This is a genomic window from Bradyrhizobium sp. LB8.2, from assembly GCF_040548035.1.
Taxonomy (GTDB): Bacteria; Pseudomonadota; Alphaproteobacteria; order Rhizobiales; family Xanthobacteraceae; genus Bradyrhizobium.
Genome location: NZ_JBEPQV010000039.1, coordinates 36,713 through 52,129, shown reverse-complemented (window position 1 = coordinate 52,129; position 15,417 = coordinate 36,713). Strand labels below are relative to the sequence as shown.

The window sequence follows — 15,417 nt, the reverse complement described above, 5'->3', positions numbered from 1 at the left end:
AAGACTCTGGATTGCTTCGTCGCAAGGGCTCCTCGCAATGACCAGGAGAGAGTTCGGGCCTAACCGCTACTCCGCAGCCACCGCAAAGCGGCTGTTCTCCAGCTCCGCTTCCAGCCGCGCCTTCTCGGCCGCGGCAAGCTTGATGTTGGCCTCCTTGACGTGGCCGAAGCCGCGGATCGTCTCCGGCAGTCGCGCAAGCTTTGCCAGCAGCGGGATCTGCTCCGCCTTCAGCCCGGCGATCCGCTGATCGATCATGCCGAGATAATCCGCGACCAGCTTCCGCTCGGTCCGGCGCTCCTCGGTGCGGCTGAACGGATCGAACGCGCCGCCGCGCAGGAATTTCAGCTTGGCCAGAACGCGGAAGGCGTGGATCATCCAGCCGCCGAATTCCTTCTTCTGGAGATGTCCGGTGGTCTTGTCGCGCTGTGCGAAGATCGGCGGGGCCAGATAGAACTTCAGCTTGAAGTCGCCGTCGAATTTCTCCGAGACCTTCTTGGAGAAGCTGCCGTCGGTATAGAGGCGTGCGACCTCGTACTCGTCCTTGTAGGACATGAGCTTGAATAGATTCTTGGCGACAGCCTCGGTCAGCTCCACGGACGCGGGCGAGGCAGCTGCTTCCGCCTTGCGCACCTTGGCGACGGCCGCGAGGTAGCGGTCGGCGTAGGCCTTGTCCTGGTAGCCACTCAGAAACTCCGCGCGGGTCGCGATGATGTCGTCGAGCGACTTCGCCGGCGCGGACGCCCGGCTCCTGAACTGGAGCACGCTGCGCACCCGCGACATGTCGTGGGCGGCGAGGCGTCCCCAGGTGAAGGCAAGCTTGTTCATCTCGATGGCGGCGCCGTTGATCTCGATGGCGCGGAGCAGCGCTTCCAGCGACAGCGGGATGGCGCCCTTCTGGAAGGCGAAGCCGAGCATGAAGGGATTTGTCGCAATCGAATCGCCCATCAGCGCCGAGGCAATGCCGGTGGCATCGATGATGTCGAGGTTCTTGTCGCCGACGGCGTCGCGCAGCACGGTCTGCATCGTGCCCATCTCGAAATCGAGATCGGGGTTTTGCACGAAGCTCGCGGTGGGCTGCAGGTCGGCGTTGACATAGGCCTTGGTCACGCCGCGCTCGGCACGGCTGAGCGCGGAGGGACCGGCCGAGACGATCATGTCGCAGCCGAGGATGACGTCCGCGCCGCCCGTGGTGATCCGGACCGCGGAGATGTCTTCCGGCTTCGCGGCGATGCGTACATGGCTCATCACCGCGCCGTTCTTCTGCGACAGGCCGGTGAAATCCAGCGCCGAGCAGCCGCGGCCGTCGACATGGGCGGCCATGCCGAGCAGCGCGCCGATGGTGATGACGCCGGTGCCGCCGATGCCGGTGACGAGGATGTTGTAGGGCGCCTCCAGCTCGCGCGCAGGCGGCAGCGGAAGGTCGGCGAACAACTGGCCTGAGTCTACTGCCGAGGTCTTCATGCGCTTCAGGCTGCCGCCATGCACGGTGACAAAACTCGGGCAAAAACCTTCGACGCAGGAAAAGTCCTTGTTGCAGTTCGACTGATCGATCTGGCGCTTGCGGCCGAATTCGGTCTCGAGCGGCTGCACCGAGACGCAGTTGGAAGCCTGCGAGCAATCGCCGCAACCTTCGCAGACCAGCTCGTTGATGAAGGCGCGCTTGGCGGGATCGGGATAGAGTCCACGCTTGCGGCGGCGGCGCTTTTCCGCCGCGCAGGTCTGGTCGTAGATGATGACCGTGAGGCCCTTGATGTCGCGCAGCTCGCGTTGAACGGCATCGAGCTCGCGGCGGTGATGAATGGTCGCGCCCTGCGGGAAGTAGTTGCCTTCAGGGTATTTGGTGGGATCGTCCGAGACGACCGCGAGCCGCTTGACGCCTTCGGCCCAGACCTGGTGCGCGATCTGCGCGACGTTGAAGCCGCCCTCGGCCGGCTGGCCGCCGGTCATCGCGACGGCGTCGTTGTAGAGGATCTTGTAGGTGATGCTGATGCCGGCGGCCGATGCCGCGCGAAGGGCGAGAAGCCCGGAATGGGTATAGGTGCCGTCGCCGAGGTTCTGGAAGATGTGCTGCTCGGTGGTGAAGGGCGCTTGTCCAATCCAATTCACGCCTTCGGCGCCCATATGCGAGATCAGATCGGTGCGGCGCGTCGGCATGCTCAAAGCCATGCCGTGACAGCCGATGCCGGCCATAGCGCGGCTTCCTTCGGGCACGCGCGTCGAGGTGTTATGCGGGCAACCCGAGCAGAAGAACGGCGTGCGCGCGAGCTTGATCTGCGTGCTGGTGGTGACGGGGTTGTCGAAGGCCTCGAGCCGCGCGAGCCGCTGCTCCAGCACCGGGCTGTGATGGCCGAGCTTGCGCAACCGCGCCACCAGCGCGGCCGCGACCAAGGTCGGCGTCAGTTCGCCCTCGCTCGGCAGCAGCGGTGCGCCGCGCTCGTCGCGTTTGCCCGTGACGGTCGGGCGGCGGGACGCATCGATATTGTAGAGGATGCGCATCAGCTGGTCTTCGATGAAGCCGCGTTTCTCCTCGATCACCAGGACGTCTTGAAGCCCTTCGGCAAAACGCTTGGCGCCGCTTTCCTCCAGCGGCCAGGTCATCGCGACCTTGTAGATGCGCAGGCCGAGGTCCTGCGCGTCCTTGTCGGTAATGCCCAAATCGGCGAGGGCCTGCCGCAGATCGAGATAGGCCTTGCCGGTCGCGACGATGCCGAGACGTGCTGGCTTGGAGTCGAGCACGATGCGGTCGAGCTGGTTGGCGCGGGCGAAAGCCTGCACCGCCGCCATCTTGGGGCCGAACAGGCGCCTCTCCGCGTCCAGCGGCGGATCGGGCCAGCGGATGTTGAGGCCGCCGGGCGGCATCTCGAAATCGTCGGGGAGCTTGATCTGGATGCGTTCGGGATCGCTATAGATCGAGGCCGAGCTCTCCACGGTCTCGCTGATCGCCTTGAAGCCGACCCAGCAGCCGGAGAAGCGCGACAGCGCAAAACCATAGAGGCCGAGATCGAGATAATCCTGCAGCGTCGCCGGATTGATCACGGGGATCAGCGCCGCCGCGAACACCTGCTCGCTCTGATGTGCCAGCGTCGAGGACTGGCAGCCATGGTCGTCGCCGGCAAGCGCAAGCACGCCGCCATTGAGCGAGGTTCCGGCCGCATTGGCGTGCTTGAGCGCATCGACCGAGCGGTCGACGCCGGGTCCCTTGCCGTACCAGATGCCGAACACGCCATCGACCTTGGCGCCGGGAAACAGGCCGACCTGCTGGCTGCCCCAGACGGCGGTCGCCGCGAGGTCCTCGTTGAGGCCGGGGACGAAGGCGATGTCGTGCTGCTGGAGGTGCGACTTGGCACGCCACAGCGCGTGGTCGTACATGCCGAGCGGGGAACCACGATAGCCCGAGATGAAGCCGCCGGTGTTGAGGCCCTGAAGCCGATCGCGTTCGCGCTGCAACATGGGCAACCGGACCAGCGCCTGCGTGCCGGACAGGAATATCCGCTTCGATTCGAGCCGGTATTTGTCTTCCAGCTCGACCTGCATCAGCGTCATTTCAGAAGTCCTTGTCTCTGGTTCGACTTTATTCGACTTGGGGTTTGCGCTGCGGGAGGGATTGCGGCTGCGCGACGCGAATTGTGACAGTCAAAGGCATGGGCCAGCGAAGTCAATATCGCTGGCCGCATCCGTGGCGCTCCTGCTAGTCATGGCTTCCAGTGGAGAACACCATGGGCGACCTCTATCCGTTCTCGCTGCAGCAAAAGATCGCCGTCATCACCGAGAACTCGCCGTATTACTCAGGTGCCGACAATGCTTCTTCGAATCCTTGGGGCATGGCGATCATCCCGATGGAGATGCTGAGCGTGCTGTTCCAGTACCGCTCGAAGAACGATCCGTTGCCGGCGAAGGGACCAGCCGTCGGCCTGTTCGCCGATCAGGAGATCAGGCTGGTGAAGGGCCCGCTCTTCGTCGAGGAGTACGAAGTCGAGCGCGAGGTGGTCGCGCTCTCCGGCAGCCGCCGCACCGAGAGTGCGTGGGTCAAGACGCGCGTGTTCGACAAGACGAATTCGGCGGTCGCGACCATGCTGCTGAACATGGCGACGCTGAAGGATTCCTACGCGCCGTATGAGCAAGAATATCGGCGGCGGTACGGAGAGACTGCCCGCTGAAAACGAGCTTCGTTGTCGCTCATCCTCTAGGCAAATGCCCGTCGCAAAGCCGTCGCACAGCGAATAAGCAGCCGCGAGCACTCTCGATAACGCGCTGATAGCGCAACGAATTTGCGCGCTTCGTCTTCCCGACCGTCATTGTACACAATGGCACGGCGCTTGCAGAACTCCTGGCACACAGAGTTCTCGCGAGGGGCGGGGCGTCATGTTGAACTCAAGCAAGCCGACACTGGGCGTCATCAGCGCCGAACCCGGGCCGATCGAGCTCGACTGGTCGGCTACCGCGCTCGTGATCATCGACATGCAGCGCGATTTCATGGAGCCCGGCGGCTTCGGCGAGACGCTCGGCAACGACGTCAGCCAGCTCGCGCGCGCGGTGAAGCCGATCGGTGCGGTGCTGAAGGCCGCGCGCGACACCGGCATGCTGGTGATCCACACGCGCGAAGGCCATCTGCCCGATCTCTCCGACGCGCCGCCGGCGAAAGTCGAGCGCGGCGCGCCATCCTTGCGCATCGGTGACCCCGGCCCGATGGGCCGCATTCTCATTCGCGGTGAGGCCGGCCACGACATCATCCCGGAGCTCTATCCGCTCGACAGCGAGATCGTGATCGATAAGCCCGGCAAGGGCGCATTCTACGCCACCGAGCTCACCGACGTGCTGGAGAAATACGGCATCGAAAATCTGCTGGTGTGCGGCGTCACCACCGAAGTGTGCGTCAACACCACCGTGCGCGAGGCCAATGACCGCGGCTATCGCTGCGTCGTCATCTCGGACGGCTGCGCATCCTACTTCCCTGAATTTCACGAGATGGGCCTCAAGATGATCAAGGCCCAGGGCGGCATCTTCGGCTGGGTCGCAAGCTCAGCCGCGGTACTGGAGGCGATGAAGACTTCAAATATTTCGGCTTAGGGGCATCACCATGAGCACAAGCACGACGGGGACGGCCGGCACCTCCGAGTTCAAGCCGGCACTATGGACACCGGGCGACTGGAACGCATTTTTCGGCTTCGGCACCAACATCCTCGTCAACATGCTGGTGCTCACGGGCCTGTTGCGGTTCGTATTGAAGATGCCTGATAGTCTGGTGTTCGGCCGCATCCTGCCCGCGCTCGGGCTGATGATGTGTCTCTCGACCTTCTACTATGCATACCTCGCCTATCGTCTCGCGCAGAAGACCGGCCGCAACGACGTCTGTGCGCTGCCGTCAGGCGTCAGCGTGCCGCACATGTTCATCGTCACTTTCGTGATCATGCTGCCGATCACGATCAAGACCGGCGATCCGCTGAAGGGATGGTCGGCCGGCCTGGTCTGGGTGTTCTTCCAGAGCTTCATCCTGATGATTGGCGGCTTCATCGCGCCGTTCATCCGAAAGATCACGCCGCGCGCGGCGCTGCTCGGCACGCTTGCCGGCGTCTCCGTCACCTTCATCTCGATGCGGCCAGCGCTGGAAATGTACATGACGCCGCAGATCGGCCTGGTCTGCTTCGCCATCATCCTGGTGAGCTGGTTCGGCGGCGTGAAATATCCAAAGAGCATCCCGGCGGGCCTGATCGCGATTGCGGTCGGCATGGTCATCGCGTGGGGCTCGAACCTGTTCGGGCTCAATCTCGGCGGCTTGAGCGTCAAGGGCGTCGGCGACGCCTTTGCCAGTTTCGGCTTCTCGGTGCCGATTCCCGCGGTGGGCTACGTCTTTTCCGGCTTCGAATTCCTCGGGGTCATCCTGGTCACCGCCATTCCGTTCGGCATCTACGACCTCGTCGAGGCCATGGACAACGTCGAGAGCGCGGAAGCGGCCGGCGACGAATATCCGACCACACGCGTTCTGACCGCCGACGGCGTCGTCAGCCTGATCGGCTGCCTGATGGGCAATCCCTTCATCAACGCGGTCTATATCGGCCATCCCGGCTGGAAGGCGATGGGCGGCCGCATCGGCTATTCGGCTGCGACCGGCATCATGGTGGTGGTGCTGGCGTGGTTCGGCATCATCCCGGTGCTGCTCGCGCTCGTGCCTGTCGTCGCGATCTCGCCGATCCTGCTCTACATCGGCATGCTGATCGGCGCACAGGCGTTCCAGACCACGCCGGTCAAGCACGCACCCGCGATCGTTCTGGCGCTGACGCCGCACCTTGCGGCGTGGGCCAAGCTCCAGATCGACACTATGCTGGGCTCGACCATGAATGCGGCTGCGATCGTCGGCGGAATGGCCGCCGACAAGGCCGACGCGGTCAAGGCTGCCGCGATCGCAGCACTTCCGCAGCAGGGCGTATTCTATCACGGGTTGGACGTGATGGGGGGCGGCTCCATCCTCGGCGGCCTGATCCTGGGTGCCATCGGCGTCTTCATCATCGAGCGTGATTTCGAGAAGGCCTCGGCGTTCGCCCTGGTTGGCGCCGTGCTCACCTATTTCGGCTTCATGCACGGCGAGGCCGTGGGCATCGGCGGTGGGTTCGGCGTCACGCCGTCCGTCGCTTTCGCCTACGCCGTGATGGCAGCCGGGCTGTACGCTCTCAGCCGGCGCAGCAGCGAGAACTACATGCCGCATGCGGAGATGACGGCCGCGCCGGCGGAGTAGCTATCCGCCCTTGACGGCCCCCGCGGTGAGCCCGGCGACGATCTGTCGCTGGGCAAACACCGTCAGCAGCAGTACCGGGAACGTCACGATCAGCGCGGCGGCGGCCAGCGGGCCCCAGCTCAGCTGGTCGAACGAGATCATGTTGTAGACAGCGACCGGCAGGGTGCGTGTCTCACGTCCCGCCAGCACGATGCCGAACACAAAATTGTTCCAGGAGAAGATCACGGCCAGAATGAAGGCAACGGCGATGCCGGGCTTGGCGATCGGCAGCGCGACGTGGCGGAAGACCTGCCAGCGTGTGGCGCCGTCGATGAGGGCTGCTTCTTCCAGCTCCATCGGCGTCGTCTCGAAATAGCCGATCATGATCCAGATCACGATCGGCACCGTGACCACGAGGTGGATGATGATCTGCGGCACCAGCGTGCCGAGCAGTCCCAGCCACTGGAACAGCAGGAACAGCGGGATCAAATAGGACAGGCCGGGCGTGATCCGGGCGATCAGGATCACGATCGCGGATTTGTGCGCGGCCATGCGTGCGATGCCGTAGCCGGCGGGGACACCGACGATCAGCGCAAGCAACGTCGCGCCGCCTGTCACGATCAGGCTGTTGATGAAATAGGTCAGGAAGCGGTTCGAGGCGAGCACGTCCGCGTAGTTCTTCCAGGCGATATGCTCGGGGAAGAACACCGGCGGGTAGGCGGCGTTGTCGATCTCGAATTTGAGCGACAGCGACAGCATCCAGAGAAAGAACAGGATTGCCGGCGATACGATGACGAACACCGAAAGCCACAGGCCGATTTTGCCGATGATCTGACGGGGTGTCATGCGTCGCTCGAGATTTCTGTCCACAGCATGCGCTGTCGGGCATAGAGCATCACGGCCGCAAGCGCGACGATCAGCAGGAAGAACACCACCGCGATCGCCGAGCCGTAGCCGAGGTCGTAATAGGAGAAGGCCACGCTGTAGAGATAGATGTTGATGGTCTCCGACGCCGATCCCGGTCCGCCCTGCGTGATTGCGAAGATGATGTCGAAACTTTTCACGGCGTCGATCATGCGGATCATGCCGGCGATGAACAGGAACGGCATGATCAGCGGCAGGGTGATGAAGCGGAAGACCTGCCAGATATTGGCGCCGTCGATCTGTGCACTTTCATAAGGCTCGGTCGGGATCGCGGCGAGGCCGCCGAGCACGATCAGCATGACCAGCGGCGTCCATTGCCAGGTCTCGACCAGCACCAGCGAAGGAATGACGGTCGCGGGATGGAACACCCAGAGCTGCGCAGGGATCCCGACCAGTGACAGCAAATAGTTCAGCACGCCGAGCTGCGGGTGGAACATCATGGTCCAGACCAGCGCGATCGCCACCGGCGTCGCCATCATCGGCATGATAAAGACGCCGCGCAGGAAGCCGCGGCCGGGGAATTTCTGGTGAAACACCACGGCCGCAAACGTGCCGAGCACGAGCGGCAGCAGCACGGACAGTGCGGTGTAGAACAGCGTATGCCCGATGGCCTCGATGAAGCGGGGATCGCTCGTCAGCCGCAGATAATTGGAGAATCCAGCGAAGGTGGTCGCCGAGCCGACCTTCCACTCGTTCAGGCTCATCCAGATCGTGAAGACCCACGGGAAGATGATGATCGCGAGCACGACGACCAGCGCCGGCACCACGAACGGCCAGTAGGACGGCGGTCGCAACTCCTTCTCCGGCGCGGCATCAGACTTTGCCGCGCCCGGAGTCGATTGTGTCAACGCACTCACGTCTTCTCGCTACGCTCCAGGATCGGCCGGTACTGATCGTTGGCCTTCTTCAGCTCGGCGGCAGGATCGGCGCCGGACAGGGTCGCGGTGACCGCGGCGCCGACGATGTCGCGGAATTCGGCGACCGGGATCACGACGGGCAGGCCCAGCTTGCTGATCTTGCCGGAATCGATCACCGATTGCAGCCACTCCTTGGTCTTCACGCCCTTCTGGACGTCGGGATCGCCGAGGATCGAGTTGCGGAACGGCACGCCGCCACCGGTCTGCAGCAGCCGCGCGCCCTGGGTCTTCGAGACCACCCATTGGCAGAGCAGATAGGCGGCTTCCTTGTTCTTGCTCGCCGCGGCAATGCCGATGCCGTCGCCATAGGTCGAGGAATATTGTCCCTTGGGGCCGGCGGGTACGACGGTGTAGCCGACCTTGCCGACAACGCGCGAAGCGGCCGGATCTTCCAGCGGCGGCGCCCAGCCGACGCCGTCGATCCACATCGCGGACCGGCCTTGCGTGAACGAGGCCATCGACTCCATCCAGTTGAAGCCGGCGACGCCTGGAGGCGCCGATTTCGTCAGGAGTGTCTGATACAGCTTGGTCGCGGCAATCGCTTCCGGACCGTCGGTCAGGATGTTGCCCTTGGCGTCGAGGAATTCCCCGCCATAATCGAGGAAGAAGTTGCTCCACATCGCCATGTTGGCGTTGCGCAAGCCGCGCCCGACAAAACCGTAGATGCCTTCCTTGGCATCGGTGAGCTTCTCGGCCGCCGCGGCCATCTCGTCGAGTGTCTTGGGCACGGCGACGCCCTTCTTCTCGAACAGCTCCTTGTTATAGTAGAGGATGAAATAATCGACCGACCACGGCAGCGACAGCATCTGGCCCTTGTCGTTCTTGGCGTATTGCAGGCCCGCGGCCGAGAAATCGCTCTCCACGAGATCAGGGGCGGTCAGCGTCGGATCCTTCATGAAGGGCGTCATGTCGGCGAGCCAGCCGCCCCTCTCGAACTGCCGCTTCTGCACGTGATAGCTGAGATGGACGACGTCGAAGCTCGGCCGTCCCGAGGTCAGCTCGATCACCACCTTCTGGCGCTGCTGCTGCTCGGGAATCTGCTCGGATTCGACCTGAATGCCGGTGAGCTCGGTGAACTCCTTGACGTATTTTTGCAGATTGTCGCCGCGGGGCCCCTTGGCGAGGATCACCTCAAGCTTGGTCCCGGCGTATTTCTTCCAGTTCACCTCGGCGCGCGCCGGCAATCCCGTCAGGCTGAGCGCGCCAGCGGCGGCAGTGCCCGTTAAAAGCGTACGACGCGAGATTTTGTGGTTGACCACTTTAGGTCCCTCCCTGTGACTCAATTTGGGCGGATACTAGCGGCCGTTCTGCGTCTGCCTAGTCCTAATCTGCGGAATTCAGGGCCGCACGGCCGGCGTTTCCACACTCAGGCCGCGCGCCCGCGACATCAGATAGAGTTCGAGCGCAACGAGCTCGGGCGAACCGTAATCATAGGCCTGGGCGCGAACGCCGGTCATGCAGCTGCGCAGCCGCCGCTCCAGCGAGCCCAGCGTCTGCCATTCCAGGCGATAAAGCGGATAGCCGGTCGGCTGTCCTTGCGTGATCGGCGCGCTGGCAAGACGCTTGTTGTAGTTGTCGTCGTGGCAATTGGTGCAGGCAAGGTTGAGCTGGCCCTCACGCTGCATGAAAAGGTCGCGGCCCTGTTCGACAAACGGCTTCAGCTGCGGATCGTCGCCAGCCGTGATCGCCGCGCCCCGCGATTGGTGCGCGACGAAGGCGGACAGGGCCAGCAGGTCGCGGCTCTCGTACGGCAGCGGCGTTGCCTGCTGATGATTGCTGCGGCAAAGATTAATGCGCTGGTCGAGCGTGACGGGGCGCGTCAGCGCCTTGTCGAAGGCCGGATAGCGCGCCGCGACGCCCTTCATGCTGCTGCGCGCATCGCCGTGGCAATCCGCACAGGCTTTGTCGGCGCTGCCGGTCTTCTTCGTCCACAACGCCTCACCGTCGAGCACGAACAGCATGCCGGGATTTGACGTGTCGTCATCCTGCATCGCACGTGTGTCAGGCCCCATGAACGAATAGCCGGAGCGGCGCGCGTCCGGCGGAATCTCGCCGGCGAGCAGGGCAGGGGTGGTGGCGAGGAGCGCCGCCGCCGTCGCTATCGCGCACCAAAAATTCATTCGACGGTGATCGACGCCGATGCGCTCGACGAATAGCCGTTGTCGCCGGTCCACTCGAACTCGAACTTGCCGCTCTCCTTGGCGACCGTGAAGAACGACAGATAAGGGTTGGCCGCGATCGCCGGAAACAGGTCAGCACGAAAAATCTCGGCGCCGTTGTAGCGGCACGTAAAACTCGTGATGATGTCGCGCGGCACCGGCGCGCCGTCCGCGGTGTGCCGGAAGCCGGTTTCCATGATGTGCGAGGTCAAAGTGCGGATCTCGACGACATCGCCGCGCCGGGCTTTTGCCGGAACGTTGATCAGCGCGGCCATCAGTTCATCTCCTCGGTGCAGGCGGCCAGCGTCACGACGATTTCGGTCGTGACCTGCCAGAACGAGTCGTCGGAAAGACGCGCGATCGCCACCACCTTCTGGGTGTCGGCGAGCCGGATCCGGGTCGAGATTTGGGCGCGGCCGGAGGAGGGGCCGAGATAGAAATTGCCGATATTCGGCTGCGGGTTCTTCTCATTGAAGACGTGGATGCTCTTGACGTAGTCGTCCGCCGTCATCGGGCTTGCGACGCTCACGGTCATCGGCACCGTGTTGCCGTTCTCGACCAGCGGCGGAATGTCGAGCTTCACCCTGCCGGTGCGCACAGGTGCTTCGCCGACGACGTTGCGGATCGCGGTGGTGAGCATCGCGGGCGTCGCTTGCAGCGGCCGCTGGGTGACGATCGGGATCGTCCCGGCGGCCGCGACGCCTCCGGCGATACTCAGGAAATGTCGTCGCGTGGTTTGCATGAACCTAGTCCCGAAGCGCTGCAAGAAAGGCCACGATGTCCTCGATCTCCGTGGCCGACAATATCGGCCTGCCGGCGAAATTGCGCCCGACGCGCATGAGATGGTCGTTGCGATAGTAGGACGGCATGATGGTCTCCGGGTTGAAACGCGCCGCATCGACCAGTCGAAGCCGCAACTGGCTCGTGGTCCAGCGGTTCCCCGCACCTGTGAGATCAGGCGCGAGGTCGCCCTGGAACCGCGTTTCGGGGAAGGGGCCGGAATGGCAGAGGATGCAGGTGGTGGTGCGCGCGAGCACAAGCGCGCGGCCGCGCGCGGCATCACCGGGCGCGCCGGTGAGCGATTCCGCAATGCCGTCGCCGGCGATGTTGTAGGGCAGGAGTTCCTCTGCCCCTGCATGGCAGGCGAAGGCGAAACTGGCGGCGATCAGCGCTGCGATATGGATCGATGATCTAGCCAAAGGTGTCTGCCGTGATGGTTTGAAACCAGCGCTCGGCTTCAGTCGCTTCCCGGGCGCGCAACTCGCGCGGAGCATCGACCGGGCTGGTCGCGCCGCCCTCGACCTCGGCGAAGATATCGCCCTTGGGCTGGTAATTGCCGGCGAGTGAAAAGCCGTAACCGGGCGCGACAATGTTGTAGCAGATGCCTGTCAATCGCGGCGTTTCCGGCGCCCGACCGGCGAGGAGATTCACGATGGCGGCAGCACAGGCCTTGCCCTGTGCACCTGCAGCGGACGCCGATTTGGGAATGCCGCCGCCGAGGCAGGCATCGCCAATGACGTGGATGTTCCGGACGAGTTTTGACTCAAAGGTAACAGGATTGATCGGGCACCAGCCGGTTGCATCCGTAGCGCCCGCGATCTCGGCAATACGCCCGGCGCGCTGCGGCGGAATGACATTGGCGACATCAGGCGTGTAGTTGCCGAACTCGGTGACGATGGTCCCGGTCGCGGGATCGACTGAGGTCACGCGGCCGCCTTGCGACAGCCCGATGCGTTCGATCATGTCGCCGTACAGCTCCTTCCACGCCTTCTCGAACAGCCGCTGCTGCGAGAAATTGTCCTTGGCATCGAGGATCAGAACCTTCGAGCGCGGCTTCTTCGTCTTCAAATAATGCGCGATCAGGCTGGCGCGCTCGTAAGGCGCCGGGGGACAGCGCGAGGGATTGGCGGGGATCGCAATGGCGACAGTGCCGCCGTCCGGCATTGCCTTCAACTGCCGGCGCAGCAGCAGCGTCTGCGCGCCTGCCTTCCAGGCGTGCGGCATTTTTTCTGATGCCGCGTCGTCGTAGCCGGGCAACGCTTCGAAATGGAAGTCGATGCCGGGGGAGAGTACGAGACGATCATAGGGCAGCGCAACGCCATCGGCCGTGATGACGCTGCGCAGCTGCGGCTCGATCGTGGTCACGGCCTGGCCGATCACGGTGACGCCCTCGGCGCCGAGCCTGTCATAGCCAAACTGCTGAGCTTCGATGTCGCGCAGGCCGGCAATCACCGCGTTGCTGAAGGGGCAGGAGGTGAAGACCGCATTGGGTTCGATCAGGATGACTTGCAAGTTTGCCTGCGCGCGCTTCAGCGCGCGGGCGCACGCGGCGCCGCCAAAGCCGCCGCCGACCACGACGACGCGGCCCGTCGATTGCGCGCGCAGGATGGAAGGTACGGCGAGCGATGTTGCCGCGACGGTGATGCCGAGGGCGGCATCCCGCCGTGTCATCGGCGCTTTCATGGGCCTCATCCGAAAAACGCTGCGGCGGCCATGGTGGCCGCCGCAGCTGTCGTCTCAAGCGAAGGTGATGTTCTGGTCGCGCAGCGGTACCGAGCGGATGCGTTTGCCCGTCGCCGCGAAGTACGCATTGAGCACCGCCGGCGCCGCGACGCCGATGGTCGGCTCGCCGACTCCGCCCCAGAACCCGCCGCTCGGCACCATCACCGATTCGACCTTCGGCATCTCATTGATGCGCATCGAATTGTAGGTGTCGAAGTTGGTTTGCTCGATCTTGCCGTCCTTGACGGTGCAGCCGCCGTAGAACAACGCGCTAAGGCCATAGACGAAGGAGCCCGCGATCTGCCGCTCCACCTGTGCCGGATTGACGACGTAGCCGGGATCGGTGGAGGCGACGATACGAAGCACCTTGATCTTGTTGCCGTCGGTCACCGAGATTTCGGCAGCGCCGGCGACATAGCTGCCATAGCCCATCACCTGCGCGATGCCGCGATAGACGCCCTGCGGCGCCGGCGTGCTCCAGCCGATCTTCTCGGCCACGGCATTGAGCACCGCGAGATGCTTGGGGTGATTGCCCATCAGCTTGCGGCGGAATTCGAGCGGGTCCTGGCCTGCGGCCTGGGCCAGCTCGTCCATGAAGCATTCCATGTAGATCGCGTTGTGATTGACGTTGACGCCACGCCAGAAGCCGGGCGGAACGTGCGGGTTGCGCATCGCGTGCTCGACCAGCAGGTTCGGCACGGAGTAGCCGAACGCGGCTTCGCCGGTCTGGGCGACGCCCTGGAATGCGGCCGGATCCATGCCGTTCTGCAGCGCTTCGGGACGCAGCGAGAACAGGATCGACTGCCCGGACAGACGGTAGTGCAGCGCGACCAGATTGTTGTCGGCATCGAACGCGCCGGTCATCTTGCACTGGGTGATCGGGTGATACTTGCCGTGCGCCATGTCCTCTTCGCGAGACCACAACAGCTTGATCGGCGTGCCCGGCATCTCCTTGGCGATGATGACGGCCTGGCGAACATAGTCGGTCTGGCCGCGCCGGCCGAAACCGCCGCCGGGCATCACCTTGTACACGTCGCACTTCTCCGCCGGCAGGCCGGAGGCTTCCAGCACCGCCGCGAAGACAGCTTCTCCGTTCTGTGTGCCACACCAGACCTCGCATTTGTCCGCCGTGTAGAGCGCCGTGGCGTTCATCGGCTCCATGGTGGCGTGGTTCTGGTAGGGATAGCTGTAGACGGCCTCGACCTTCTTGGCGGCAGTTGCAATCGCGGCCTTCGCGTCGCCGTTCTTGTTGCCGACATAGGCCGGCTGCGCGTTGTCGAGGCCCTCGGCCAGCCACTTTGCAATCGATTCGCTCGAGACCTTGGCGTTGTCGCCCTCGTCCCAGACGATCGGCAGCGCCTCCAGCGCGGTCTTGGCGTGCCACCAGGTGTCGGCAACGACCGCGACCGCGGTATCGCCGACCTTGACGATCTTCTTGACGCCCTTCATCCCGGCGATCTTGGCTTCGTCAAAGCTCTTCACCTTGCCGCCGAACACCGGGCAGTCCTTGATCGCGGCGTTCAGCATGCCCGGCAGCTTGACGTCGATGCCGTAGATCATGGTGCCGGTGGTCTTCTCGGCGGTGTCGAGCCGCTTCACGCCCTTGCCGATCAGCTTCCAGTCCTTGGGGTCCTTCAGCTTGACGTCGGCCGGTGGCGTCAGCTTGGCCGCGGCCTCGGCGACCTTGCCGTAGGTCGTGGTCTTGCCCGAGGGCGTATGGGTGATGACGCTGTTGGCGGCCGTGCATTCGGATGCCGGCACTTTCCACGTCTCGGCGGCGGCCTGGATCAGCATCACGCGCGCGGTGGCGCCGCCCTTGCGGACGTAGTCTTGCGAAGAGCGGATGCCGCGGCTGCCGCCGGTCGAGAAATCGCCCCAGACGCGCTTGCGGGCGACGCTTTGGCCGGGCGTCGGATATTCGGTCGAGACTTTCGACCAGTCGCATTCGAGCTCCTCGGCGACGAGCTGGGCGAGGCCGGTGAGCGAGCCCTGGCCCATCTCGGAGCGGGCGATGCGGATGACGACGGTGTCGTCGGGCCGGACCACGACCCAGGCGCCGATCTCGGGGGAGCCGTCGGCGGCGCGGACCACGGCGGGGCCGCCGAAGGGGATATCGAGGCCGATTGCGAGACCTGCGCCGACCGCGGCGGTGCCGATGACGAAGGCGCGGCGGTTGAGCCGCGGTGAAACATGCTTATTCATGTGG

The 15,417-nt window shown here is 64.2% G+C and carries 11 protein-coding genes and 2 pseudogenes; 3 read left to right on the top strand and 10 right to left on the bottom strand.

Annotated elements, in window-relative coordinates; translation table 11 throughout:
- Positions 1-66: 66 nt before the first annotated feature.
- Positions 67-3,555: pseudogene (locus tag ABIB06_RS33835) on the bottom strand (indolepyruvate ferredoxin oxidoreductase family protein); the annotation flags it as partial.
- 152 nt (positions 3,556-3,707) lie between these two features.
- On the opposite strand from ABIB06_RS33835, the pseudogene ABIB06_RS33830 reads away from it, so the two are divergent.
- The 3 genes and pseudogenes from ABIB06_RS33830 to ABIB06_RS33820 all read left to right on the top strand — a co-directional run.
- Positions 3,708-4,157: pseudogene (locus ABIB06_RS33830) on the top strand (hypothetical protein); the annotation flags it as partial.
- Positions 4,158-4,362: 205 nt separating this feature from the next.
- Complete coding sequence (locus ABIB06_RS33825; RefSeq protein ID WP_354052355.1) at positions 4,363-5,067, top strand: cysteine hydrolase family protein; 705 nt, start codon at positions 4,363-4,365, stop codon at positions 5,065-5,067.
- Positions 5,068-5,077: 10 nt separating this feature from the next.
- On the top strand, positions 5,078-6,730 hold the full coding sequence (locus ABIB06_RS33820; protein ID WP_354052353.1) for a regulator: 1,653 nt from the start codon (positions 5,078-5,080) through the stop codon (positions 6,728-6,730).
- Here ABIB06_RS33820 and ABIB06_RS33815 read toward each other — a convergent pair whose 3' ends face one another.
- The 9 genes from ABIB06_RS33815 to ABIB06_RS33775 form a co-directional block, all read right to left on the bottom strand.
- Positions 6,731-7,555, bottom strand: coding sequence for a carbohydrate ABC transporter permease (locus tag ABIB06_RS33815; RefSeq protein ID WP_247348226.1), 825 nt, complete (start codon positions 7,553-7,555; stop codon positions 6,731-6,733).
- Positions 7,552-8,490 carry a carbohydrate ABC transporter permease gene (locus ABIB06_RS33810; RefSeq protein ID WP_247348229.1) on the bottom strand — a complete coding sequence of 313 codons (939 nt, stop codon included), beginning with the start codon at positions 8,488-8,490 and terminating at the stop codon, positions 7,552-7,554. The genes ABIB06_RS33815 and ABIB06_RS33810 overlap by 4 nt, the downstream gene beginning before the upstream one ends.
- Positions 8,487-9,809 carry an ABC transporter substrate-binding protein gene (locus ABIB06_RS33805; RefSeq protein ID WP_354052352.1) on the bottom strand — a complete coding sequence of 441 codons (1,323 nt, stop codon included), beginning with the start codon at positions 9,807-9,809 and terminating at the stop codon, positions 8,487-8,489. The genes ABIB06_RS33810 and ABIB06_RS33805 overlap by 4 nt, the downstream gene beginning before the upstream one ends.
- A 78-nt stretch (positions 9,810-9,887) precedes the next feature.
- Positions 9,888-10,670 carry a sulfur oxidation c-type cytochrome SoxA gene (gene soxA / locus ABIB06_RS33800; RefSeq protein WP_354052350.1) on the bottom strand — a complete coding sequence of 261 codons (783 nt, stop codon included), beginning with the start codon at positions 10,668-10,670 and terminating at the stop codon, positions 9,888-9,890.
- On the bottom strand, positions 10,667-10,984 hold the full coding sequence (gene soxZ, locus ABIB06_RS33795; RefSeq protein ID WP_247441222.1) for a thiosulfate oxidation carrier complex protein SoxZ: 318 nt from the start codon (positions 10,982-10,984) through the stop codon (positions 10,667-10,669). Before soxZ ends, soxA begins: the two co-directional genes overlap by 4 nt.
- Positions 10,984-11,451, bottom strand: a complete 468-nt coding sequence (locus ABIB06_RS33790) for a SoxY-related AACIE arm protein (RefSeq protein WP_247441223.1) — start codon at positions 11,449-11,451, stop codon at positions 10,984-10,986. Before ABIB06_RS33790 ends, soxZ begins: the two co-directional genes overlap by 1 nt.
- Before the next feature lie 4 nt (positions 11,452-11,455).
- Entirely contained in the window at positions 11,456-11,908 is a 453-nt protein-coding gene (gene soxX, locus ABIB06_RS33785) for a sulfur oxidation c-type cytochrome SoxX (RefSeq protein ID WP_247441225.1), read from the bottom strand.
- Entirely contained in the window at positions 11,901-13,172 is a 1,272-nt protein-coding gene (locus ABIB06_RS33780; protein WP_354052348.1) for an FCSD flavin-binding domain-containing protein, read from the bottom strand. The genes soxX and ABIB06_RS33780 overlap by 8 nt, the downstream gene beginning before the upstream one ends.
- Before the next feature lie 54 nt (positions 13,173-13,226).
- On the bottom strand, positions 13,227-15,413 hold the full coding sequence (locus tag ABIB06_RS33775; RefSeq protein ID WP_354052346.1) for a xanthine dehydrogenase family protein molybdopterin-binding subunit: 2,187 nt from the start codon (positions 15,411-15,413) through the stop codon (positions 13,227-13,229).
- Positions 15,414-15,417 lie beyond the last annotated feature (4 nt).